Origin of the sequence: Paracoccus sp. MA (genome assembly GCF_020990385.1) — a bacterium.
Classification (GTDB): Bacteria; Pseudomonadota; Alphaproteobacteria; order Rhodobacterales; family Rhodobacteraceae; genus Paracoccus.
The window spans coordinates 496,619-518,255 of the sequence record NZ_CP087598.1 but is presented as its reverse complement, the minus strand read 5'-3'; the positions used below and the strand labels follow the sequence as shown (position 1 = coordinate 518,255).

The following is a 21,637-nucleotide window of genomic DNA, read 5'->3' as shown; positions in this document are numbered from 1 at the left end:
CAGTCCGCACCCGGTATCTGCGCCGCCCCGGCGGCACGACCCAGCAAAGGAGAGCGATCATGGACGGAAACGACATCAAGACCACCGGCAAGTGCCCGGTGATGCATGGCGGGATGACCGCGATGGGCAGCTCGGTCATGGCGTGGTGGCCGAACGCGCTGAACCTCGACATCCTGCATCAGCACGACAGCAAGACCAACCCGCTGGGCAAGGATTTCAACTATCGCGCAGAGCTGCAGAAGCTGGACGTCGAGGCCCTGAAGGCAGACCTGCGGGCGCTGATGACCGACAGCCAGGACTGGTGGCCGGCCGATTACGGCAGCTATGTCGGCATGTTCGCCCGCACCGCCTGGCATGCCGCCGGCTCCTACCGCACCTCGGACGGCCGGGGCGGCGCCAATACCGGCAACCAGCGTTTCGCGCCGCTGAACAGCTGGCCCGACAACGTCAATACCGACAAGGGCCGCCGCCTGCTGTGGCCGATCAAGAAGAAATACGGCAACAAGATCAGCTGGGCCGACCTGATCGTGCTGGCCGGCACCATCGCCTATGAGCAGGCCGGGCTCAAGACCTATGGCTTCGCCTTCGGCCGCCAGGACATCTGGCACCCCGAGAAGGACACCTATTGGGGCGATGAAAAGGAATGGCTGGCGCCCAGCGATTCCCGCTATGGCGACGTCCAGAATCCCGGCACGCTGGCCAACCCGCTGGCCGCCGTGCAGATGGGCCTGATCTACGTCAACCCCGAGGGGGTGAACGGCAAGTCCGACCCGCAGGCCACCGCCTACCAGATGCGCGAGACCTTCGCCCGCATGGGCATGAACGACGAAGAGACCGTGGCGCTGACCGCCGGCGGCCACACCGTCGGCAAGTGCCACGGCAATGGCAGCGCCGCCGACCTGAGCCCCGACCCCGAGACCGCCGGTCCCGAGTTCCAGGGCCTGGGCTGGATGAACACCAAGGGCCGCGGCATCGGGCGCAACACCGTGGTCTCGGGGCTGGAAGGCGCCTGGACCACCAACCCGACCCAATGGGACAACGGCTTCTTCCAGATGCTGTTCAAGCATGAATGGACGCTGACCCACAGCCCGGCGGGCGCCTCGCAATGGCAGCCGATCTCGATCGCCGAAGAGGACATGCCGGTCGATGTCGAGGATCCCTCGATCCGCGTCATGCCGATGATGACCGATGCCGACATGGCGCTGAAGGTCGATCCGATCTATCGCGAGATCTCGCTGCGCTTCATGAACGACTTCGAGGCGTTCAGCGATGCCTTCGCCCGCGCCTGGTTCAAGCTGACCCATCGCGACATGGGGCCGAAATCGCGCTATCTGGGCCCGGACGTTCCGGCCGAGGACCTGATCTGGCAGGACCCGATCCCCGAGGGCAGCAAGAGCTACAACATCGCCGGGCTCAAGGCGCGCATCGCCGACAGCGGCCTGACCATCGCCGAAATGATCGCCACCGCCTGGGACAGCGCGCGGACCTTCCGCGGCTCGGACATGCGGGGCGGGGCCAATGGCGCGCGCATCCGCCTGGCGCCGCAGAAGGACTGGGAAGGCAACGAGCCCGAGCGCCTGGCCCGCGTGCTTGCGGTGCTTGAACCGCTGGCGGCCGAATTCGGCGCCAGCCTGGCCGACACCATCGTGCTGGCCGGCAATGTCGGGGTCGAACTGGCGGCCAAGGCGGCGGGCTTCGACATCGAGGTGCCCTTCGCGCCGGGCCGCGGCGATGCCACCGCCGAGATGACCGATGCCGAAAGCTTCGCGGTGCTGGAGCCGATCCATGACGGCTATCGCAACTGGCTGAAGCAGGACTATCTGGTCAGCCCCGAGGAGCTGATGCTGGACCGCACCCAGCTGATGGGCCTGACCGCGCCCGAGATGGTGGCGCTGGTCGGCGGCATGCGGGTCCTGGGCACCAACCATGGCGGCAGCCGCCACGGCGTCTTCACCGACCGCGTCGGCCAGTTGACCACGGATTTCTTCGTGAACCTGACCGACATGGGCAACAGCTGGAATCCGCTGGAAAACGGCCTCTACGAGATCCGCGACCGCAAGACCGACGCGGTGAAATGGACGGCCACGCGGGTCGACCTGGTATTCGGCTCGAACTCGATCCTGCGCTCCTATGCCGAGGTTTACGCCCAGGACGACAATGCCGGCAAGTTCGTCAACGATTTCGTCGCCGCCTGGACGAAGGTGATGAACGCGGATCGCTTCGATCTGCAAGCCTGATCGGGTCCGGCACTTCCGGGACGGAAACGTCCCGGGGGGCCTGTTTGCGTAACGATTGCAGCCCGGGGCCCGGCGACGGTTCCCGGGCGTTTTCATCAGCGGCAGGGTGCGAAAGCACCGGCCGGCATGGCCCTGCGCGGCCGCCCCGGCGCCGCCGGCATGAGCGGCCGGCGGCCCCGCCCGGACCATTCGTCACAGGAAGCTTTGCGGGTCGATATCGACGGCAAGCCGCAGGTTGGCCGGCGGCTTCGGCGCCCGGGCCAGCCATTGCGCGATGGCGCCCTGCACCGGCGCCTGGCGCGGCGCGCGGATCAGCATCCGCACCCGATAACGCGCGCGGATGCGGGCGATGGGCGCGGGCGCCGGGCCGAACAGTTCGGCGCCGATGCTGCGCAGCGGCTCGGCGCGGCGGGCCAGGTCGCGGGCATAGTCCTCGACCACCGGCTGGTCGGGATGCGACAGGATGATCCCCGCCAGCCGGCCGAAGGGCGGCATCCCCGCCGCCTGCCGCGCCGCCGCCTCGGCATCCCAGAACGCCTCGTCCTCGCCCGAGAGGATGGCGCGGATCACCGGATGCTCGGGCTGATAGGTCTGCAGAAGCGCCAGCCCCCGCGCATCGCCGCCCTCGCGCCCGGCCCGTCCCGCCACCTGCCGCATCAGCTGGAAGCTGCGCTCGGCCGCGCGCAGGTCGGCGCCCTGCAGGCCCAGGTCGGCATCAATCACGCCCACCAGCGTCAGGCGCGGGAAGTTGTGGCCCTTGGCGACGATCTGCGTGCCGATGATGATATCGGTCCCGCCCGCGCCGATCTCGGCGATCGCCTCCTTCAACGCCCGCGCCGAGTGGAACAGGTCCGAGGACAGCACCGTCGCCTTCGCCTCGGGGAAACGCTCGGCCACTTCCTCGGCCAGCCGTTCCACCCCCGGCCCGATGGCGGTCATCTTGCCCTCGACGCCACAGCTCGGGCAGGCCACCGGGATCGGCTTGGTCGCGCCGCATTGGTGGCAGACCAGGCGGTTCTGGAAGCGGTGCTCGACCATGCGGGCGTCGCAATGGTCGCAGCCGATCTGCTGGCCGCAGGCGCGGCAGGCGGTGATCGGCGCATAGCCGCGCCGGTTCAAGAACAGCAGCGACTGCTCGCCGCGTTCCTTGCGGGCGCGGATTTCGGCGGCAAGCCGGGGGCTGATCCAGCGGCCCTTCTCCATCTCCTGCTGGCGCAGGTCGATGGTGCCCATCTCGGGCAGGTCCGCCGTGCCATAGCGCGCCCGCAGGTCCAGGCGGCGATATTTCCCCGAGGCCGCATTCACCCAGCTTTCGACCGAGGGCGTGGCCGAGGCCAGCACCACCTGCGCGGCTTCGATGCTGGCGCGCAGCACCGCCATGTCGCGGGCGCTGTAATAGACCGCATCCTCCTGCTTGTAGCTGGAATCGTGTTCCTCATCGACGACGATCAGGCCCAGATCGGCAAAGGGCAGGAACAGCGCCGAACGCGCGCCCACCACCAGCCCGACATGGTTTTGCGCCGCCATGGTCCAGAGCCGCCGGCGTTCGCTGCGGGTGATGCCGGAATGCCATTCCCCGGGCCGGGCGCCGAAGCGCGCCTCGACCCGGTCGAGGAACTCGGCCGAAAGCGCGATCTCGGGCAGCAGCACCAGCGCCTGCCGGCCCTGCCGCAGGCATTCCGCGACCGCCTCAAGGTAAACCTCGGTCTTGCCCGAGCCGGTGACGCCGCGCAGCAGCGTGGTGCCATAGCCGCGGCTCTTCAGCGCCGCGCGCAGGGTCTCGGCCGCCTCAAGCTGATCGGGGGCCAGCGGCTTGCCCGGCAGGCTCGGATCGAGCTTCGGATAGGGCAGGTCGCGCGGCGCCAGCACCTCGGCCAGCGTGCCGGCCTTGACCAGCCCCTGCACCACCGACGCGCTGACCCCGGCCAGCTGCGCCAGCTCGCCCGGGGCGAAGCCGGCGCCGCCGTGATCCTCGATCACCCGCAGCACGGCGGCGCGGGCATCGGTCATGCGCGCGGGCTCCGGCCCGGCGCGATGGATGATGCGGCGCGCCGAGGGTGGCTGGTCCAGATCCGGCGCCCGCGTCGCCATGCGCAAAAGCGAGGGCAGCGGCGTCAGCGTGTATTCGCCCATCCGGGCCAGGAACTCGATCATCCCCGGCGCCAGCGGCGGCGCATCGATCAGCCGCGCCACCGGCCGCAGCTTCGCCGCGTCGAAATCGCCGATCCCCGGCCCCCAGACCGCGCCCATCACCCGGCGCGGGCCCAGCGGCACCACCACCAGCTGGCCCAGCCGCACGCCGCCCTCGGGCGCGAGATAGTCGAGGATGCCGACCACCTCCTGCGTCAGCACCGCGATGCGCGCGCCATGGGGATAGAAGAGCGGCGGGGACATCTCAGGCCGGCAGCGCCGCCCAGCCGATCAGCAGCAGCAGCGGCCAGTTTCCCACCAGGAACGGACCGGCGGCCAGGGCCGGCAACAGGGCGACGAGATCGGGCTGAAGGGCTTCCAAGTGCATTCCTCCTGCGGCAACGGCGGATAAGCGTGATCCAAAAGGTCCGCCACTAGTGGCATGTCGGCGCCCTGCCCCGCAAGCCGGGCCCGCAAGCCGCGCAGGCCGGACTTCACGCGCCGGCTGTTATGCGCTAAACCCACGGCAAAACCGCAAGAAGGGCTCCCTCCCATGAAATTCTTTGTCGATACCGCCGACGTCGCCGCGATCCGCGAACTGAACGACCTTGGCATGGTGGACGGCGTCACCACCAACCCGTCGCTGATCCTGAAATCGGGCCGCGACATCCTGGAAGTCACCAAGGAGATCTGCGACATCGTCGAGGGTCCGGTCAGCGCCGAGGTCGTCGCCCTGAAGGCCGAGGACATGATCCGCGAGGGCGAGCACCTGGTGAAGATCGCCCCGAACATCACCGTCAAGGTGCCGCTGACCTGGGACGGGCTGAAAGCCTGCAAGGCGCTGTCGTCGCAGGGCCACAAGGTCAACGTGACGCTGTGCTTCAGCGCCGCGCAGGCGATCCTGGCCGCCAAGGCCGGCGCCACCTTCATCAGCCCCTTCATCGGCCGGCTCGACGACATCAATTTCGACGGCATGGAGCTGATCGCCCAGATCCGCGAGATCTATGACAATTACGACTTCCAGACCCAGATCCTGGCCGCCTCGATCCGCTCGGTGAACCACATCACCGACGCCGCCCGCATCGGCGCCGACGTCATCACCGCCCCGCCCGCGGTCATCAAGGCGATGGCGAATCACGTGCTAACCGACAAGGGGCTGGAGCAGTTCACCGCCGACTGGGCCAAGACCGGGCAGAAGATCGTCTGATGACCGAGCAGACCGCGGCCGAACTGACCGAGGAGATCCGCGCCCGGCTGCTGGCGCAGCCCGAGCTGATCCTCGCGGATCGCGACCTGATGCGCGCGCTGATCGGCGCGCGCGAGGCCGAGGTGGGCGAGAACGTCATCGACATCCGCGGCCGCGCCATGCAGGCACTGGAATCGCGGCTCGACCGGCTCGAGGCGGCGCATGAATCGGTGATCTCGGCCGCCTATGACAACCAGTCGGGGATGAACACCATCCACCGCGCCGTGCTGTCGCTGCTGGAACCGACCGATTTCGAGGAATTCCTGGAAAACCTCGACGTCGCCGTGGCGCCGATCCTGCGGGTGGAAACCCTGCGGCTGGTGATGGAATCGGGCGGCGAGATCCCGGCGCCGGAAGCCAGCGGCCCGCTGGTGATCGCGCCCTCCGGCACGGTGGCCCGGCTGATCTCGGGCGGGCGGCGGATGCCGCGCGGCGACGACATCGTGCTGCGCCGCCTGGCGCGCGAGACCCTGCCCTTCCATGGCGAGGCCCGCGCCCCGATCCGCTCCGAGGCGCTGCTGCCCATCGACCTCGGCCCCGGCCGCTTCCCGGCGCTGCTGCTGATGGGCTCGGCCGATCTGGGGCGCTTCAACCCGGCGCAGGGCACGGATCTTCTGCGCTTCTTCGGCCAGGCCTTCCGGCTGGTGCTGATCTCCTGGCTCAGGAAATGACCGGCGGGGCCGAGCCTTTGGCGCTGGCCCCGGCCATGGCCGACGATCTCGCGCGCTGGCTCGACAGCGAACGCGCGACGCGCGACCGGTCCGACCACACGATCCGCGCCTATCAGGCCGACCTGCTGGCCTTCCTGGCCTTTCTCGGCGGCTATCACGGCACGCCCGCCTTGCCGGCGACGCTGGGCCAGCTGACGCAATCCGACATGCGCGCCTTTGCCGCCGCCGAGCGCGGGCGCGGGCTCTCGGCCCGCTCGCTGGCGCGCAGGCTTTCGGCGACGCGCAGCTTCATCCGCTGGATGTCGGACCGCCACGGCTTCGACGCCTCCAGGGCGCTGGCCTCGCGCGGGCCGAAATTCACCCGCTCGCTGCCGCGCCCGCTGGCCCCGGACCAGGCCGAGGCGCTGCTGGAAATCACCGGCGACACCCATCCCGAAGCCTGGATCGCCGCCCGCGACGTGGCGGTGCTGACGCTGCTCTGGGGCTGCGGGCTGCGCATCTCCGAGGCGCTGGGGCTGGACGGCGCCGACTGGCCACTGCGCGAGGCGCTGACCATCCGCGGCAAGGGCGGCAAGGAACGCCAGGTGCCGGTGCTGCCCGCCGCCCGCGAAGCGATCGCCGAATACCTGCGCCTTTGCCCCTATCCGCTCGAACCGGCGGCGGCGCTGTTTCGCGGCGCGCGCGGCGGCCGGCTGAACCCGGCGCTGATCTCGGGGGCCATGCGCCACGCCCGGCAGGTGATGGGCCTGCCGCCAAGCGCGACGCCGCATGCCCTGCGCCATTCCTTCGCCACGCATCTGCTGGCGGCAGGCGGAGACCTGCGCACCATCCAGGAACTGCTGGGCCATGCCAGCCTGTCCACCACCCAGGTCTATACCGGCGTGGACGACGCCCACCTGCTGGCCGTCTATCGCGCCGCCCATCCCCGCGCCTGAACGGGTTCGCCGTTTCCCGAATACTTCCGCAATCCGCACCCGGCGCAGGGCGCGAAGGCCATCCCCGCTCCCGAATACTCGCCCGCCCGCGCTATCGGGCCGGCTTTACATTTCCCGAACGGCGCCCCAAAGGGGCGGCATGTTCGAACTCTCCCTCGACCTCGTGCTGCTGCTGGCCGGCGCCGCCTTCGCGGCCGGTTTCGTCGATGCCATCGCCGGCGGAGGCGGGCTCATCACCGTGCCCGCGCTGATGCTGGCCGGAGTGCCGCCCGCCCAGGCGCTGGCCACCAACAAGGTCCAGGGCGTGTTCGGCGCGGCGACGGCGGTGATCGCCTATGCGCGGCGCGGGCTGGTGGACCTGCGCGGACAGATCGGCGCGGCGGCGGTGGCCTTCGCCGCCGGGCTCTGCGGCGCGGCTCTGGTCACCTGGATCCCCACGCAGGCGCTGCGCTACGGGCTGCCGCTGGTGCTGATCGGCATCGCCGCATTCTTCGCGCTGAAGCCGGGGCTGGACGATACCGACCGCATGCGCCGCATCGCCCCGGCCGCCTTCACCGCCTGCGTGGTGCCCGTCGTGGCCTTTTACGACGGCCTGGTCGGCCCAGGAACCGGCTCGTTCTTCATGCTGGGCTTCGTCATGCTGGCGGGCTACGGCATCCTCAAGGCGACGGCGCATACGAAACTGCTGAACTTCGCCTCGAACCTCGGCGGGCTGGTCGCCTTCGCCGCGGTGGGCAAGCCGCTCTGGCTGCTCGGCGGCGCCATGGCCGTGGCGCAGATCGCGGGCGCGATGCTGGGCGCGCGGCTGGCGATGCGGATCGGCGCGCGGGTGATCAAGCCGCTGCTGGTCGCCACCTCGACCGTTCTGGCGCTGCGGCTGATCTGGCAGCTTCTTTAGAAATGGGGGCTTTGCGCCCCCACGCCCGCCGGGCAGGCCCGACGGGCTTCTCCCGCAGGATATTTCTCCAAGAAAGAAGCATGGCGAAGGGCACCCCCAACCGCCCGGTTTCTTTCTTGTCCAAATATCCTGGGGGAGCGCGGAACGCGCGGGGGCAAAGCCCCCTTTTGGGTCGAAGCGGGCAAGGCGCAAGGCCCCGCCCGTCCCCCGGTCAGGCGAAGACGAACATCGTCTCGTCCAGGTCGGCCAGCGCCACGCCCTGCAGCACCAGCGCATTGCCGCCGCCGAAGTCGAAGACGGTATCGCCGCCGACCTGTTCGGCAGCTGCCATCAGATCGGCATGGCTGTCCAACCCGGCGATGTCGATGCGGATCAGCTCGGCCTCGTGACCGGTGCCGCAGCCGCAGGCGGCGCTGCCGGTCTCGAAGTCGATGATCCGGTCCCGGCCGCCGTTGAAGACAAAGGTGTCGCGCCCGTAACCGCCGGAAAGCAGGTCGTTGTCGGCACCGCCGTCGATCAGGTCGTCGCCGAAACAGCCGTTGAGCGTGTCGTTGCCGGCGCCGCCGAACAGCTGGTCGTCGCCGAAGCCGCCATGCAGGAAATCATGCCCCGCTTCGCCCCGCATGGTGTCGTCGCCGAAACAGCCGTGCAGGCGGTCATTGCCCAGGCCGCCCCAGATCTGGTCGTGACCCAGGCCACCATGCATGAAGTCGTTGCCGGCCTGGCCCCACATCTGGTCGTTGCCGTTGCAGCCATGCATGGAATCGCCGCCGTCGCCGCCCCACATGCGGTCGTTGCCCAGACCGCCATGCAGGAAATCGTTGCCGCCAAGGCCGCGCATCACGTCGTTGCCGGCGCCGCCCAGCAGCGCGTCGTCGCAATCGGTGCCGTCCAGCCGGTCGTTGCCCGCGGTCCCGGCGATGCGGTTGATCGTCGGCAGCCGCGCCATCTGCGCGGCAAGCTCGGCCGCGACCTCGGCGAGGGTGGCGGAGTAGACAGACCAGTAAAAATCATAGGAGAGGGTCGCCATGCTGATACCTCGTCAAAAAAATACCAAAAATTTTGCCCAATTTGTCTGGACCTCTCGGCTATGCCATATCCGCAGGCGAAACGCGATGCGCCCCGTCGCGCATCGGCAGCGGATCGCCTGTCTTCCGAGAGGCGGGATGTCAGACCGGGAAGCCCTCGGCGCGGCGCAATTCGCCCGTTTCCAGGCCGCGCCAGTTGCGCAGCGGGCCGGTCAGGTATTTCCGCACCACCGGGTCGCTTTCGCCGAGCAAGCCCAGATGGACCAGCAAGGCCGCGATCGCGGCCTCGGCGCCGCGGGTGCCGCCGTCCGAGACCTTCAGCGCGATGCCGAGCCCGCGTTCGGGAACGATGCCGACGAAGATCGCCTCGGCCCCGGTCTTGACCACGGCCCGGCCCTTCATGGCGCGCATGAGTTCCGTGCAGGCCCGCCCCTCGCCGGCGACCAGTTCGGGATGGGCCAGCATGGCCTCGACCAGGCGCCGCTGGGCCTGGCCCCGCGCGCCGGCGCCGGGACGGGCGAAACCGGCCATGGCATGGGCCAGCCCCTCGACCGTGCAGGCGAAGTTCGGCGCCGAGCAGCCGTCGACGCCCCAGCCGGCGGCGGTCTCTCCCGTCGTCTCCTCGAAGGCGCGGCGCACGGCGCGCTGCACGGGATGGTCGATCTCGACATATTCCGGCCCGGCCTTCATGTGCCGCTTGAGCGTCAGGAAGCCGGCATGCTTGCCCGAGCAGTTGTTGTGGATCTGGCAGGGCCGGCTGTCCGAGCAGAGCAGCCGGCAATGCTCCTCGGGGTCGCGCGGCATGTGGGCGCCGCAGCGCAGGTCCTCCTCCTCGAAGCCCAGGGCGGAAAGCCAGGCCGCGACCCGTTCGGTATGGATGCGTCCGCCGTTATGGCTGGCGCAGGCCAGGGCCAGATGCTCGCTTCCCAGCCCCGCCTGATCGGCGGCGCCGCTTTCGACCAGGGGCAGGGCCTGGATCATCTTGCAGGAGGAGCGCGGATAGATCACCGCGCCGGGATTGCCCCAGGCTTCGACGATGCCGTTCGCATCCGAAATCACCACATGGCCCAGATGACTGCTTTCGCGCAGCCCGCCACGCCACAATTCGATGAGTCTGGCAGCGGTCATGGCTGTGTTTCCTCTGACAATCGCGCGATTTTCCGCAAACGGGGGTTTTTCACGGCTTCCTTTTCGCATTATCTTGCCGCCAGATGGTTGAAAACACCACCATCATCGGCAACAAGCCGGATCGAACCGGACCATGGCAGGAGGCCAGAGCATGTTGAAATTCGCGCCGCGCGCCGCAGCGGCAGCCGCCGCACTCGCGATCGCCGCGTCTTCGCCAGTCCTGGCCCAGGACTCGACGAACGTAATCGGGACCGAGGGCGACTGGACCGTCTTCTCGGCGAACAGTCCCAAGGAATGCTGGGCCGTCTCGGCCCCGAAATCCACCCAGAACCTGGACACCAGCGGCAAGCCCAAGGAAGTGACGCGCGGCGACATCCGGCTTTACGTCGCCTATCGCCCCGGCCAGAACGGCGAGGTCTCGTTCTCGGGCGGCTACCCCTTCGCGCCGGATTCGGCGGTCGAGGTGAATATCGGCGGCAATGTCTTCAAGCTGTTCACCGAGGGCGAAAGCGCCTGGACCGGCTCGCCGGCCGAGGATGCCAAGCTGGTCTCGGCGCTGCGGGCCGGCTCGTCGGCGGTTATCACCGGGCGCTCGGCGCGCGGCACGGTGACCAAGGACACGTTCAGCCTGTCCGGCATCACCGCCGCGACAAACAAGGCGCAGGCGGCCTGCAAATAAGCCGCACCCGACCGATTCGGCACAGGCAGGGGCTTCGGCCCCTGTTTTCTTTTGGGCCGTCCTGCCCTATATAGGCCCATTGCCCCCTCCCCGCCCGGACAGCCCAGCCATGAACGCCCCGTCGCCCGTCACGCCCGCCCCGATCACCCAGGACCTGCTGACCATCCCGCGCAAGCTGCCCGAGACGGCGCGGCGGAACCTGATCGGCCTGACCCGCGCGCAGCTGCACGAGGCGCTGATCGAGGCCGGCACCCCGGAACGGCAGGCGAGGATGCGCGTCGGCCAGGTCTGGCAATGGCTCTATCACTGGGGCGTGCGCGATTTCGCGCAGATGACCAACCTGGCCAAGGACTACCGCGCCCTGCTGGCCGAGAAGTTCGAGATCGCCCTGCCCGAGATCGTCACCCGTCAGATCTCGGCCGACGGCACCCGCAAATACCTGCTGCGCATCAGCGGCGGGCACGAGGTCGAGACCGTCTACATCCCCGAGGAGAACCGCGGCACGCTGTGCATCAGCTCGCAGGTCGGCTGCACGCTGACCTGTTCCTTCTGCCACACCGGCACGCAGAAGCTGGTGCGCAACCTGACCGCGGCCGAGATCGTCGGCCAGGTCATGGTCGCCCGCGACGACCTGGGCGAATGGCCGAAGCCCGGCGCGCCCAAGGACGAGACGCGGCTGGTTTCCAACGTCGTGCTGATGGGCATGGGCGAGCCGCTGTATAATTTCGACAATGTCCGCGACGCGATGAAGGTGGTGATGGATGGCGAGGGCATCAGCCTGTCGCGCCGCCGCATCACGCTGTCGACCAGCGGCATCGTGCCCGAGATCGCCAAGACCGCCGAGGAGATCGGCTGCCTTCTGGCGGTCAGCTTCCACGCCACCACCGACGAGACCCGCGACCGGCTGGTGCCGGTGAACAAGAAGTGGAACATCGAGACGCTGCTGAATGCGCTGCGCGACTATCCGCGCCTGTCGAACAGCGAGCGCATCACCTTCGAATACGTGATGCTGGACGGGGTGAACGACAGCGACGAGGACGCCCGCCGGCTGGTCAAGCTGATCCGCGGCATCCCGGCCAAGGTGAACCTGATCCCGTTCAACGAATGGCCCGGCTCGCCCTATCGCCGGTCGAGCTGGGAGCGGATCGAGGCTTTTGCCGACATCGTCCACAAGGCCGGCTATGCCTCTCCGATCCGCACGCCGAGGGGCGAGGACATCATGGCGGCCTGCGGCCAGCTGAAATCCGCGACCGAGCGCGGCCGCAAGTCCCGCGCCGAGATCGCGGCCGAGGCGGGCGGAGCGGCCTGATCCGGGACCGCCTGCATCGACGGCGCACGGGGGGCCTTCGCGTCCCCCGTCCGCCGCAGGCGCGGCGGACTCCCCTGCGGGGTATTTCGGCAACGAAGAAGCGACCTCAGGCCAGGTCCAGCACCCGGCTTTCCTCGCGGCCGAAGCCCTGGATCTCGATCCGGTCCTGCTGGATCGTGACAATGGCGAAGCAGGACTGGTCGGGCGTATCCACCATGCCGCGGAAGTTCACGAAATGCTGCTTGCCGATGGCGGCGTAATTGCCGGCATGGTTGTGGCCGTTGAACCAGGCCAGGCAATGCGGATGCGCCTTGACCAGCTCGACGATGCGCTCGCTGTCCCAGAGATTGTGCTCGTTCGCCGGATAGACCGGGTAATGGCACAGCAGGATGGCGCGCTCGCCCGCCCCCACCGCCGCCTTCAGCCGCTCCTCGAGCCAGGCAAATTGCTGGTCCGACAGCGAGCCGTTCCAGCTTTGCGCGTTCTCGGCACCGCTTTCCTTCAGCTTCGCCAGCCGCTCCTCGGCCAGGGTGCGGCGCGGATCGTCCTCGGGCGGCGCGAAGGTCGAGACATCGTTGCCGTCCACCACGATGAAGCGGATGCCCTTGACCGCGAAATCGTAATAGGGCGCCGGCATGCCCACGGTGCGGACCACCGAGGGAATCCATTCCGGCGGATAGTCGTAATCGTGATTACCGAGCAGGAAATGCTTGCGATGCCTGAGCCGGTCATAGACCGGCAGGATATGGCCGTAGCTTTCCCAGTGCCGGTCGATGATGTCGCCCAGCGTCACCACGAATTCCAGGTCGTCATGCTGGTTCAGCTCGGCGATGGCCGCGTCCAGCTTCCACAGCGAATTGCCGTAGAAGCGGGTGGCGGTGGCGTTCGGGACGACCGGGGCGAATTGCGGGTCGCTGATCACCCCGAAGCGGAAGGGAGTGAAGCCGGCCGATGCGGTTTCGCCCTCCTGCGCCAGCGCCGCCGTGCCGGCGGCGGTCGAAACGAGGGCGGCGGCGGCCGGTGCCGCTGCCAGCAGATCGCGGCGGGTGAACATGGTCGGTCCTCCTGAGACGGATGATGGAATGCGTCCCGCTTAGCGGGCTTCCTTGACGGCAGGGTGACATCGCCGCCCGCCGGCCGGCTTCACGATTCCGGCACAATCGCGCCCGAACTTGCCCCCCGCCGCCTGCGGTCGTAGAAGCGTCACGACCCGCGAAAGAGGTGCCGCATGACCCGTCCGAAACCCGTCGTCCTTTGCATCCTCGATGGCTGGGGCATTTCCCCGCGCCCCGAGCAGAGCGCGCCCGACCAGGCCAGGACGCCGAATTTCGACCGGCTGATGCGCGACTGCCCGCATGGGACGCTGGTGACCTTCGGCCCGGATGTCGGCCTGCCCAAGGGGCAGATGGGCAATTCCGAGGTCGGCCACACCAATATCGGCGCCGGCCGCGTCGTCGCCATGGACCTGGGCCAGATCGACCTGGCGATCGAGGACGGCAGCTTCTACGAGAACCCTGCCCTGGGCGAGTTCATCCGCAAGCTCAAGGCCAGCCGCGGCACGGCGCATCTGATGGGCGTCGTCTCGGATGGCGGGGTGCACGGCCATGTCCGGCATGTCGTCGCCGCCGCCCGCGCCATCGCCGACAAGGGCGTGCCGGTCGTGGTCCATGCCATCACCGACGGCCGCGACGTGCCGCCGAAATCCGCCTCGGGCTTCGTCACCGAGTTGCTGCGCGGCCTGCCCGAAGCCGCCCGGATCGGCACCGTCATCGGCCGCTATTACGCCATGGACCGCGACAACCGCTGGGACCGCGTCGCCCGCGCCTATGCCGCCATGGTGCGCGGCGAGGGGCTGCCCGCCCCCGATGCCGCCCAGGCCGTGGCCGATGCCTATGAGCGCGACGAGACCGACGAGTTCATCCAGCCCACGGTGATCGACGGCTATGCCGGCGCCGGGGACGGCGACGGTTTCTTCTGCCTCAACTTCCGCGCCGACCGGGCGCGCGAGATCCTCGCCGCCATCGGCCAGCCGGATTTCGCCGCCTTCGATACCGGCAGGCGGCCGCAATGGGCGGCGCTGCTGGGCATGGTCGATTATTCCGCCAGTCATGACGAATACATGGACGCCGCCTATCCCAAGCGGCAGGTGGTGAACACGCTGGGCGCCTGGGTCGCCGCCAAGGGCCTGCGCCAGTTCCGCCTGGCCGAGACCGAGAAATACCCGCATGTCACCTTCTTCCTGAACGGCGGCAAGGAAACGCCCGAGCCGGGCGAGGACCGCTTCATGCCGGCCAGCCCCAAGGTCGCGACCTACGACCTAGCGCCGGAAATGGCGGCGCCCGAGGTCAGTGCCAAGCTGGTCGAGGCGATCGAGGCGGGCTACGACCTGATCGTGGTGAACTATGCCAACCCGGACATGGTCGGCCATACCGGCAGCCTGCCCGCCGCGATCCGCGCCTGCGAGGCGGTGGACAAGGGGCTGGGCATGATGCTGGAGGCGCTGGAAAAATCCGGCGGCGCCGCCGTGATCATCGCCGACCACGGCAATTGCGAGACCACCATCGACCCCGAGACCGGCGGGCCGCATACCGCCCACACCACCAACCCGGTGCCGGTGATCGTCTTCGGCGGCCCCGAAGGCGCGCGGCTGCGCAACGGCCGGCTGGCCGATGTGGCGCCGACCGTGCTGGACCTGATGGGCCTGGGCCTGCCGCCCGAGATGACCGGCACCTCGCTGATCGAGCACGCATGAAACACGGGCTGCTCCTGCCGCTGCTGATGGGCGTCGCCATCGGCTCGATGGCCCTGGCCCAGCCGGCGACGCCCGCGCAGGGCGATTCGCAGTTGAGCCAGGCCGCGCAGGAGGCGGCGCAGGCCGCAACCATGCTGCGCGAGGCAGCGGGCCAGCTCGACGATGCGCTGACCGAGGACGACCAGGTCGTCGCCCTGACCCGGATGATCCGCGCCTACGAGCAGGGCATGGCGGCCCTGCGCGACGGGCTGCGCCGCGCCGGCATCCGCGAGCAGGAGATCCGCACCGAATTCGACGCCCGGCGCGAGCGGCTGGGCCGGGTGCTGGGGGTGATGACCTCGATGCAGAAATCGCCCGAGACCATGCTGCTGCTGCATCCCTCGGGGCCGGAATCCTCGGCCCGGGCGGGGATGATCCTGTCCTCGGTCGCCCCCGGGCTCGAGGGCGAGGCGCGCGAGATGCAGCAGAAGCTGGAGGAAATCCGCGCCGTGCGGACCATCCAGCTGAACGCCGCCAACACGCTGGCGCAGGGGCTGGGGCAGGTGCAGGAGGCGCGGCGTCTGCTGGCCTCGGCCGTCACCGACCGCTCCAGCCTGCCGGTGCGTTTCGGCGAGGACCCCAAGGAGCTGACGGCGCTGGTGCAATCGGCCGACACGCTGGACGCCTTCGCCTCGGGCATCGCCGGCATGGAGCAGGATGTCGGCCCGCCCATGGCCGATTTCGAGGGGGCGCAGGGCAGCCTGGCGCTGCCGGTGCTGGGCACGGTGCTGCGCCGCTATGGCGAGGCCGACGCCTCGGGAGTGCGGCGCCCGGGCATGGTCGTCGCCACCTCGCCCGCCGCGCTGGTGACGGTGCCCTGGCCGGCGACGATCCGCTATCGCGGGCCGCTGCTCGATTACGGCAATGTGATGATCGTTGAGCCCGCGCGGGGGTATCTGATGATATTTGCCGGGCTGGCGCAGGTCTTCGGCGAGACGGGCGACGTGCTGGCGGCGGGCGAGCCGGTCGGGCTGATGGGCGGGCAGGAACCGCCCGCGCAGGAGTTCGGCGCCGAATTCGTCGCCAATGCCGCCGCCGGAGGCGGTGCTGGACAGACCGAGACACTGTATGTTGAACTCCGCAAGGGCAAGGAAACTCTGGACCCGGCAGAATGGTTCGTGATGAATCCCATTGTCGGAGAGGCCACGGACGGGACAGGCCGCAACGCAACCGGGCAGGACGGAACTGAATGAAACATTATATTCTGGCAGGGGCGATCGGCACGCTTGCGGGCATCACCGTCGCCACCCAATTCGCCGGCCCGCTGGTCGCGCAGGAATCGGGCAAGAACGCCTCGGTCTATGAACAGCTGGACCTGTTCGGCAACGTCTTCGAGCGCGTGCGCGCCGATTACGTCGAGCAGGTGGACGACAAGAAGCTGATCGAGGCCGCGATCAACGGCATGCTGACCTCGCTCGACCCGCACAGCTCGTTCCTGTCGGCCAAGGACTACAACGACATGCAGACCCAGACCCGGGGCAGCTTCGGGGGCCTGGGCATCGAGGTCGGGCAGGAGGACGGGCTGGTCAAGGTCATCTCGCCCATCGACGACACGCCCGCCGCCGAGGCCGGGGTGAAGGCCGGCGACTACATCACCCATGTGAACGGCGAATCGCTGATGGGGCTGAACCTCGACGAGGCGGTCGAGAAGATGCGCGGCCCGGTCGGGTCCGAGATCAAGATCACCATCCTGCGCGAGGGCGAGAAGGAGCCCTTCGACCTGACCATCACCCGCGACATCATCAAGCTGACGGTGGTCAAGACCCGGATCGAGGGCCATGCCGTGGTGCTGCGCGTCACCACCTTCAACGACGAGACCATGGAGACGCTGCGCACCGAGATGGCCAAGGCGATCAAGGATGCCGGCGGCATCGACAAGGTCACGGGCTTCGTGCTGGACCTGCGCAACAATCCCGGCGGCCTGCTGAACCAGGCCATCGAGGTCTCGGACGCCTTCCTCGACAAGGGCGAGATCGTCTCGACCCGCGGCCGCAAGTCCGAGGACAGCGAACGCTGGAACGCCAAGGCGGGCGACCTGGCCGAGGGCAAGCCCATGGTGGTGCTGATCAATGGCGGCTCGGCCTCGGCCTCGGAAATCGTCACCGGGGCGCTGCAGGACCACCGCCGCGCCATCGTCGTCGGCACCAAGAGCTTCGGCAAGGGCTCGGTGCAGACGGTGATGCCGGTGACCGCCGAAAGCGCCATCCGCCTGACCACGGCGCGCTACTACACGCCCTCGGGCCGCTCGATCCAGTCGCTGGGCATCCAGCCCGACATCATCGTCGAGCAGCCGGCGCCGAAGCCGCAGGAGGAGGACGAGGACGGCAAGCCGCGGACCGAGTCGAAATTCCTGAACTCGGAAGCCGACCTGCGCGGCGCGCTGAACAACGATTCGATCAGCGACGAGGAGCGCAAGCAGATCGAGGAAGAGGCCAAGCAGGTCGAGGCCACCGCCAAGCTGCGCGAGGAGGACTACCAGCTGGCCTATGCCGTCGATATCCTCAAGGGCCTGGCGGCGGTGGATTACCATGCCCAGGCCGTGCCCGAGGCCGCGAAACCCGCCGTCACCGGCGAGGACGCGGCCCAGGGGGCGCAAGCGGAATGAGCGGCGATCTGCTGGGCCCCTCGGGCCTGCCCTACCGGCCCTGCGCCGGGGTGGTGCTGATCAACCCGGCGGGGCTGGTCTTTGCCGGGCAGCGCATCGACAATCCCGGCCCGGCCTGGCAGATGCCGCAAGGCGGCATCGACCGCGGCGAGACCCCGCGCGAAGCGGCCCTGCGCGAGCTGGTCGAGGAAACCGGAGTGACCACCGATCTGGTCGATGTGGTGGCGGAAACGCCCGATTGGGTGACCTACGACCTGCCGCCCGAGCTGCTGGGCAAGGTCTGGAAGGGCAAATACGGCGGGCAGAAGCAGAAATGGTTCGCCATGCGCTTCCTCGGCCCCGACGACGCCATCCGCATCGCGACCGCGCATCCCGAATTCGACCGCTGGCAATGGATGCGGGCGGTGGATCTGGTCGACAGCATCGTGCCCTTCAAGCGCGAGGTCTATGCGCGGGTGCTGGGCGAGTTTCGCGGAATCCTGGCCTGACCGCGCCGGTTGCGCGGCCGGTTTGGGTATTTGTGAAACAGAGAAAGCAAGAAGGGCGGCTTTCGGGGCCGCCCCTTTTCCTTAGCTGCGCAGCATGGCCAGCAGGCGGGTATCGGCATAGCCGTCGGGCGTCACGCCGCGGGAACGCTGGAAGGCCTTGATCGCCTCGGTCGACTGGCTGCCGAGCTTGCCGTCCACGCCGCCGGTGTCGAAGCCGCGGGCCATCAGCAGGCGCTGGATCTCGGCCTTTTCGCTGTTCGACAGCGTGCGGTCGCCGCGCGGCCAGCTGCCCTGGATGCCGCGGCGGCCGGCGATGGCCTCGCCCAGATAGGCCACGCCGAGGGCGTAGCTGTCCGAGGCGTTGTATTTCAGGATGGCGCGGAAGTTTTCCGTGATCAGGAAGGCCGGGCCGCGCGATCCCGCCGGTGCGAGGATCGAGCCCGAGGGCACCGGCGCGCCGCTGACCGTGCGCACGCCCATCGCCGCCCATTGGCTGCCGGAATGCTGCACCGACTTGCCGGCCTGGTTGAAGTCGAAGCCCTGCGGCAGGATGACCTCGGTCCCCCAGCTCTGGCCGGGGCGCCAGCCGTTCTGGCGCAGGTAGCTGGCCGTCGAGGCCAGCGCGTCGGTCGGGTCGTCCGACCAGATGTCGCGGCGGCCGTCGCCGTTGAAATCGACGGCGTGGGAGAGGAAGGACGAGGGCATGAACTGCGTATGCCCCATGGCCCCGGCCCAGCTTCCGACCATATGGGCGCTGTCCACGTCGCCGGACTGGATGATGCGCAGCGCCGCCACCAGCTCGCCGGCGAAGAATTCGCCGCGCCGGCCATCATAGGCCAGCGTCGCCAAGGCCGGCACGATCCGGGTATTGCCGCGATTGGCCCCGAAATTCGACTCCATGCCCCAGACCGCCAGCACGATCTCGCGCGGGACGCCGTAGCGCGCCTCGATGGCCGAAAGCGTGCCGGCATATTGCGCGGCCTTCGCCCGGCCGGTCGCGCCGCGCGTGCCGATGGCCCCGTCGAGATAGTCCCAGATCGGCTTGGTGAATTCGCTTTGCTTGCGGTCCAGCGCCACGATGCTGGGCTGGTAATGCGCCCCCGCCATGGCGCTGTCGAAGGTGCCGGGCGAGACGCCGGCCGCCAGGGCGCGCGGGCGGAAGCTTTGCACCCAGTTCTGGAAGCCGGCCTCGGAGCCCTGCCCGCCCGCCGTGGGCAGCCCGCCGAAATTGCCGCCGACGCCGCCCGGGCCCTGGTTCATCGACACGCCGCAGCCTGCCAGGGCGATGGTCAGCACGGCCGAGGTCGCGATGCGGGAAATGCGTCTGGTCATTCTGCCTGTCCGTTCCGTTGCTCGTTCATGGGCTTTTCTTCTGGTTGCGGCCAGTCTAGCCCAGCCCGGCGCGGCTGGATAGGGGCGGATCAGCCGTCCTCCTCGGCAAAGAGCGGCTCCATCTGGGCGACGATCACCGCGTTCTCGTTCAGCGCGCGGTCCATCAGGGCGCGCTCCTCCTCGGGGATCTCGTGGCCCTCGGCCAGGCGCTCGTCGATGCTGCCATGGCCGGTGACCTCGATGGGCGCCAGCCCGGCCTGCTTGAGGATGGCGACGGTCTCGCGCACCGCCTCCTCCTCGGTCACGCCCGAGGCGTAGCAGACCAAAGCCGCGCCGCTGGCGCCTTCCGGCAGACCATCATCCGCGGCGCGGCCGACCTCGACCAGAAGCGTGTAGACCTGCTGGGCCATGGCTTTTCCTTTGCTGCATTTTCGCGTCATATCGCCCGAAACCGGAGGGAGAGACAATGAGCAAGAGCTTGAAGCGGGTGCAATCGGCGCTGCAGGCGGCCGGGCTTGCCGTCGAGATCCGCGAGACCGACGACAGCGCCCGCACCGCCGAGGGCGCGGCGGCCGCGGTCGGCTGCGCGGTCGACCAGATCGCCAAGTCGATCATCTTCCGCGGCGAGACGACCGGCCATGTCGTGCTGTTCCTGACCGCCGGCGGCAATCGCGTCGATCCGGCCAAGGCGACGGCGCTGGCGGGGCAAAGCCTCGGCAAGGCCGATGCGGACCTGATCCGGGCCGAGACCGGCTTCGCCATCGGCGGCGTCGCGCCGGTCGGGCATCTGCGCCAAGTCCAGGCCTGGCTGGACCCGCGCCTGCTGGATTTCGAGACGGTCTGGGCGGCGGCCGGGACGCCGCGCCACGTCTTCGCCATCGCGCCGGAGGATCTGGTCCGCATCACCGGGGCGAAACAGGCGGATTTCATCGCCTGACAGGAAAAGGGGCGGGAAACCCCGCCCCGTTTTCGCTATCCGGCCACTGCCCGGTAAAGCCAGATCAGCACCACCGCGCCGATGAGCCCGGCGACCCCCTGCGCGAGCCAGCTGCCGGCCTGGGCGTTCAGCCCGACCAGACCCAGAAGCGCATTACCGACGATGGCGCCGACGATGCCCAGGATGACGTTGAGGATGATCCCCGTATCCGCCTTCATGATGCTGCTGGCGATCCAGCCCGCAAGACCGCCGACGATGATCGCGGCCAGCCAACCCAAACCCTGCATGTGAAACTCCGCTTTCAGGATACCTGTGCGGGTTGAACGCAGCGGCGGCGCTTGGGTTTCACGCCGGACTCACGCAGGGGTGAGTCCGGTGCAGGGCTGCAACAGGTCAGTCGCGCAGCAGCTCGTTGATCGAGGTCTTGGAGCGGGTCTGCGCATCGACGCGCTTCACGATCACCGCGCAATAAAGGTTCACGCCGTTCTTTGAGGGCATCGAGCCGGCGACCACCACCGAACCGGCCGGCACCTCGCCATACATGACCTCGCCGGTCTCGCGGTCGACGATCTTGGTGGACTTGCCGATGAAGACCCCCATGCCCAGGACCGAGCCCTCGCGCACGATGCAGCCCTCGACCACTTCCGAACGCGCGCCGATGAAGCAATTGTCCTCGATGATGGTCGGACCGGCCTGCATCGGTTCCAGCACGCCGCCGATGCCGACGCCGCCCGAAAGATGCACGTTCTTGCCGATCTGCGCGCAGGAGCCGACGGTGGCCCAGGTGTCGACCATGGTGCCCTCGTCGACATAGGCCCCCAGGTTCACGAAGCTGGGCATCAGCACCACGCCCTTGGCGATATAGGCCGAGCGGCGCACCACGCAGTTCGGCACGGCGCGGAAGCCGGCGGCCTGCCATTGCGCCTGGCCCCAATGGGCAAACTTGCTGTCCACCTTGTCCCACCAGGTGCCGCCCTGCGGGCCGCCCATATGCACTTCCATGTCCTTCAGGCGAAAGCCCAGCAGCACGGCCTTTTTCGCCCATTGGTTCACATGCCAGTCGCTGCCGCGCTTTTCGGCGACGCGCAGAGCGCCCTTGTCCAGCGCCTCCAGCGTGGCCTCGACGGCGTCGCGAACCTCGCCCTTGGTCGCGGGGGTGATCTGGTCGCGGATCTCCCAGGCGGATTCGATGGCGGCTTCAAGTGCGTCATTCGACATGGTCT

At 68.8% G+C, this 21,637-nt stretch carries 20 protein-coding genes; 12 read left to right on the top strand and 8 right to left on the bottom strand.

All coding sequences use genetic code 11. The features are described 5' to 3' along the window. The first annotated feature begins 59 nt into the window (after positions 1–59). Positions 60–2,237 (top strand): catalase/peroxidase HPI, encoded by a 2,178-nt coding sequence (gene katG, locus LOS78_RS09665; RefSeq protein WP_230378082.1) that lies wholly within the window; start codon positions 60–62, stop codon positions 2,235–2,237. Between the two features lie 192 nt (positions 2,238–2,429). Here the strand turns inward: katG and LOS78_RS09660 are convergent, their stop codons facing one another. Further along, positions 2,430–4,631, bottom strand: coding sequence for a primosomal protein N' (locus LOS78_RS09660; protein ID WP_230378081.1), 2,202 nt, complete (start codon positions 4,629–4,631; stop codon positions 2,430–2,432). 289 nt (positions 4,632–4,920) lie between these two features. On the opposite strand from LOS78_RS09660, the gene fsa reads away from it, so the two are divergent. From fsa to LOS78_RS09640, 4 genes are all read left to right on the top strand, one after another. Further along, entirely contained in the window at positions 4,921–5,574 is a 654-nt protein-coding gene (fsa, locus tag LOS78_RS09655) for a fructose-6-phosphate aldolase (RefSeq protein ID WP_024843021.1), read from the top strand. Further along, a complete protein-coding gene (locus tag LOS78_RS09650) occupies positions 5,574–6,284 on the top strand; it encodes a DUF484 family protein (protein WP_230378080.1) in 711 nt (236 codons plus the stop codon). The genes fsa and LOS78_RS09650 overlap by 1 nt, the downstream gene beginning before the upstream one ends. Further along, positions 6,281–7,219 (top strand): tyrosine recombinase XerC, encoded by a 939-nt coding sequence (locus LOS78_RS09645; protein WP_028713170.1) that lies wholly within the window; start codon positions 6,281–6,283, stop codon positions 7,217–7,219. Before LOS78_RS09650 ends, LOS78_RS09645 begins: the two co-directional genes overlap by 4 nt. A 139-nt stretch (positions 7,220–7,358) precedes the next feature. Beyond that, positions 7,359–8,117: a TSUP family transporter gene (locus LOS78_RS09640; protein ID WP_230378079.1), complete on the top strand. Its 759-nt coding sequence runs from the start codon at positions 7,359–7,361 to the stop codon at positions 8,115–8,117. Between the two features lie 211 nt (positions 8,118–8,328). Here the strand turns inward: LOS78_RS09640 and LOS78_RS09635 are convergent, their stop codons facing one another. Together LOS78_RS09635 and LOS78_RS09630 are read right to left on the bottom strand one after the other, a co-directional pair. Beyond that, positions 8,329–9,147, bottom strand: a complete 819-nt coding sequence (locus tag LOS78_RS09635) for a calcium-binding protein (RefSeq protein ID WP_230378078.1) — start codon at positions 9,145–9,147, stop codon at positions 8,329–8,331. A 139-nt stretch (positions 9,148–9,286) separates the two neighbouring features. After that, positions 9,287–10,273 (bottom strand): asparaginase, encoded by a 987-nt coding sequence (locus LOS78_RS09630; RefSeq protein WP_230378077.1) that lies wholly within the window; start codon positions 10,271–10,273, stop codon positions 9,287–9,289. Positions 10,274–10,424: 151 nt separating this feature from the next. Here LOS78_RS09630 and LOS78_RS09625 point away from each other — a divergent pair, with 151 nt between their 5' ends. Together LOS78_RS09625 and rlmN are read left to right on the top strand one after the other, a co-directional pair. Beyond that, positions 10,425–10,952 carry an invasion associated locus B family protein gene (locus tag LOS78_RS09625; protein ID WP_028713174.1) on the top strand — a complete coding sequence of 176 codons (528 nt, stop codon included), beginning with the start codon at positions 10,425–10,427 and terminating at the stop codon, positions 10,950–10,952. 109 nt (positions 10,953–11,061) lie between these two features. Beyond that, positions 11,062–12,261, top strand: a complete 1,200-nt coding sequence (gene rlmN, locus LOS78_RS09620; protein ID WP_028713175.1) for a 23S rRNA (adenine(2503)-C(2))-methyltransferase RlmN — start codon at positions 11,062–11,064, stop codon at positions 12,259–12,261. A 106-nt stretch (positions 12,262–12,367) separates the two neighbouring features. On the opposite strand, the gene LOS78_RS09615 is transcribed toward rlmN, so the two are convergent. Next, entirely contained in the window at positions 12,368–13,315 is a 948-nt protein-coding gene (locus tag LOS78_RS09615; protein ID WP_230378076.1) for a metallophosphoesterase, read from the bottom strand. 174 nt (positions 13,316–13,489) lie between these two features. On the opposite strand from LOS78_RS09615, the gene gpmI reads away from it, so the two are divergent. From gpmI to LOS78_RS09595, 4 genes are read left to right on the top strand one after another with little or no spacing between them, the layout of a single operon-like run. Continuing rightward, entirely contained in the window at positions 13,490–15,013 is a 1,524-nt protein-coding gene (gpmI, locus tag LOS78_RS09610) for a 2,3-bisphosphoglycerate-independent phosphoglycerate mutase (RefSeq protein WP_230378075.1), read from the top strand. Further along, positions 15,010–16,245, top strand: a complete 1,236-nt coding sequence (locus tag LOS78_RS09605) for a murein hydrolase activator EnvC (protein ID WP_230378074.1) — start codon at positions 15,010–15,012, stop codon at positions 16,243–16,245. The genes gpmI and LOS78_RS09605 overlap by 4 nt, the downstream gene beginning before the upstream one ends. Further along, positions 16,242–17,657, top strand: a complete 1,416-nt coding sequence (locus LOS78_RS09600) for a S41 family peptidase (RefSeq protein WP_230378073.1) — start codon at positions 16,242–16,244, stop codon at positions 17,655–17,657. The genes LOS78_RS09605 and LOS78_RS09600 overlap by 4 nt, the downstream gene beginning before the upstream one ends. Beyond that, complete coding sequence (locus LOS78_RS09595; protein WP_028713180.1) at positions 17,654–18,145, top strand: RNA pyrophosphohydrolase; 492 nt, start codon at positions 17,654–17,656, stop codon at positions 18,143–18,145. The genes LOS78_RS09600 and LOS78_RS09595 overlap by 4 nt, the downstream gene beginning before the upstream one ends. 81 nt (positions 18,146–18,226) lie before the next feature. Here the strand turns inward: LOS78_RS09595 and LOS78_RS09590 are convergent, their stop codons facing one another. Further along, complete coding sequence (locus LOS78_RS09590) at positions 18,227–19,477, bottom strand: lytic murein transglycosylase (protein ID WP_028713181.1); 1,251 nt, start codon at positions 19,475–19,477, stop codon at positions 18,227–18,229. A gap of 89 nt (positions 19,478–19,566) precedes the next feature. Next, positions 19,567–19,887: a hypothetical protein gene (locus tag LOS78_RS09585; protein ID WP_028713182.1), complete on the bottom strand. Its 321-nt coding sequence runs from the start codon at positions 19,885–19,887 to the stop codon at positions 19,567–19,569. Between the two features lie 56 nt (positions 19,888–19,943). Between LOS78_RS09585 and LOS78_RS09580 the strand changes: the two genes are divergently transcribed. Further along, complete coding sequence (locus LOS78_RS09580) at positions 19,944–20,414, top strand: YbaK/EbsC family protein (RefSeq protein WP_230378072.1); 471 nt, start codon at positions 19,944–19,946, stop codon at positions 20,412–20,414. Between the two features lie 35 nt (positions 20,415–20,449). Here the strand turns inward: LOS78_RS09580 and LOS78_RS09575 are convergent, their stop codons facing one another. After that, positions 20,450–20,701, bottom strand: coding sequence for a GlsB/YeaQ/YmgE family stress response membrane protein (locus LOS78_RS09575; RefSeq protein WP_028713184.1), 252 nt, complete (start codon positions 20,699–20,701; stop codon positions 20,450–20,452). 106 nt (positions 20,702–20,807) lie between these two features. Next, positions 20,808–21,632, bottom strand: coding sequence for a 2,3,4,5-tetrahydropyridine-2,6-dicarboxylate N-succinyltransferase (gene dapD / locus LOS78_RS09570; RefSeq protein ID WP_028713185.1), 825 nt, complete (start codon positions 21,630–21,632; stop codon positions 20,808–20,810). Between the last annotated feature and the right edge of the window lie 5 nt (positions 21,633–21,637).

What these genes read in the sequence shown, in the direction of transcription:
- LOS78_RS09585 (WP_028713182.1), bottom strand. Translation starts at nt 19,887, where the DNA reads ATGGCCCAGCAGGTCTACACGCTTCTGGTCGAGGTCGGCCGCGCCGCG.
- LOS78_RS09625 (WP_028713174.1), top strand. Translation starts at nt 10,425, where the DNA reads ATGTTGAAATTCGCGCCGCGCGCCGCAGCGGCAGCCGCCGCACTCGCG.
- dapD (WP_028713185.1), bottom strand. Translation starts at nt 21,632, where the DNA reads ATGTCGAATGACGCACTTGAAGCCGCCATCGAATCCGCCTGGGAGATC.
- LOS78_RS09590 (WP_028713181.1), bottom strand. Translation starts at nt 19,477, where the DNA reads ATGACCAGACGCATTTCCCGCATCGCGACCTCGGCCGTGCTGACCATC.
- LOS78_RS09660 (WP_230378081.1), bottom strand. Translation starts at nt 4,631, where the DNA reads ATGTCCCCGCCGCTCTTCTATCCCCATGGCGCGCGCATCGCGGTGCTG.
- gpmI (WP_230378075.1), top strand. Translation starts at nt 13,490, where the DNA reads ATGACCCGTCCGAAACCCGTCGTCCTTTGCATCCTCGATGGCTGGGGC.
- LOS78_RS09600 (WP_230378073.1), top strand. Translation starts at nt 16,242, where the DNA reads ATGAAACATTATATTCTGGCAGGGGCGATCGGCACGCTTGCGGGCATC.
- LOS78_RS09640 (WP_230378079.1), top strand. Translation starts at nt 7,359, where the DNA reads ATGTTCGAACTCTCCCTCGACCTCGTGCTGCTGCTGGCCGGCGCCGCC.
- LOS78_RS09580 (WP_230378072.1), top strand. Translation starts at nt 19,944, where the DNA reads ATGAGCAAGAGCTTGAAGCGGGTGCAATCGGCGCTGCAGGCGGCCGGG.
- LOS78_RS09650 (WP_230378080.1), top strand. Translation starts at nt 5,574, where the DNA reads ATGACCGAGCAGACCGCGGCCGAACTGACCGAGGAGATCCGCGCCCGG.
- LOS78_RS09630 (WP_230378077.1), bottom strand. Translation starts at nt 10,273, where the DNA reads ATGACCGCTGCCAGACTCATCGAATTGTGGCGTGGCGGGCTGCGCGAA.
- LOS78_RS09605 (WP_230378074.1), top strand. Translation starts at nt 15,010, where the DNA reads ATGAAACACGGGCTGCTCCTGCCGCTGCTGATGGGCGTCGCCATCGGC.
- LOS78_RS09595 (WP_028713180.1), top strand. Translation starts at nt 17,654, where the DNA reads ATGAGCGGCGATCTGCTGGGCCCCTCGGGCCTGCCCTACCGGCCCTGC.
- LOS78_RS09635 (WP_230378078.1), bottom strand. Translation starts at nt 9,147, where the DNA reads ATGGCGACCCTCTCCTATGATTTTTACTGGTCTGTCTACTCCGCCACC.
- rlmN (WP_028713175.1), top strand. Translation starts at nt 11,062, where the DNA reads ATGAACGCCCCGTCGCCCGTCACGCCCGCCCCGATCACCCAGGACCTG.
- LOS78_RS09615 (WP_230378076.1), bottom strand. Translation starts at nt 13,315, where the DNA reads ATGTTCACCCGCCGCGATCTGCTGGCAGCGGCACCGGCCGCCGCCGCC.
- katG (WP_230378082.1), top strand. Translation starts at nt 60, where the DNA reads ATGGACGGAAACGACATCAAGACCACCGGCAAGTGCCCGGTGATGCAT.
- LOS78_RS09645 (WP_028713170.1), top strand. Translation starts at nt 6,281, where the DNA reads ATGACCGGCGGGGCCGAGCCTTTGGCGCTGGCCCCGGCCATGGCCGAC.
- fsa (WP_024843021.1), top strand. Translation starts at nt 4,921, where the DNA reads ATGAAATTCTTTGTCGATACCGCCGACGTCGCCGCGATCCGCGAACTG.
- LOS78_RS09575 (WP_028713184.1), bottom strand. Translation starts at nt 20,701, where the DNA reads ATGCAGGGTTTGGGTTGGCTGGCCGCGATCATCGTCGGCGGTCTTGCG.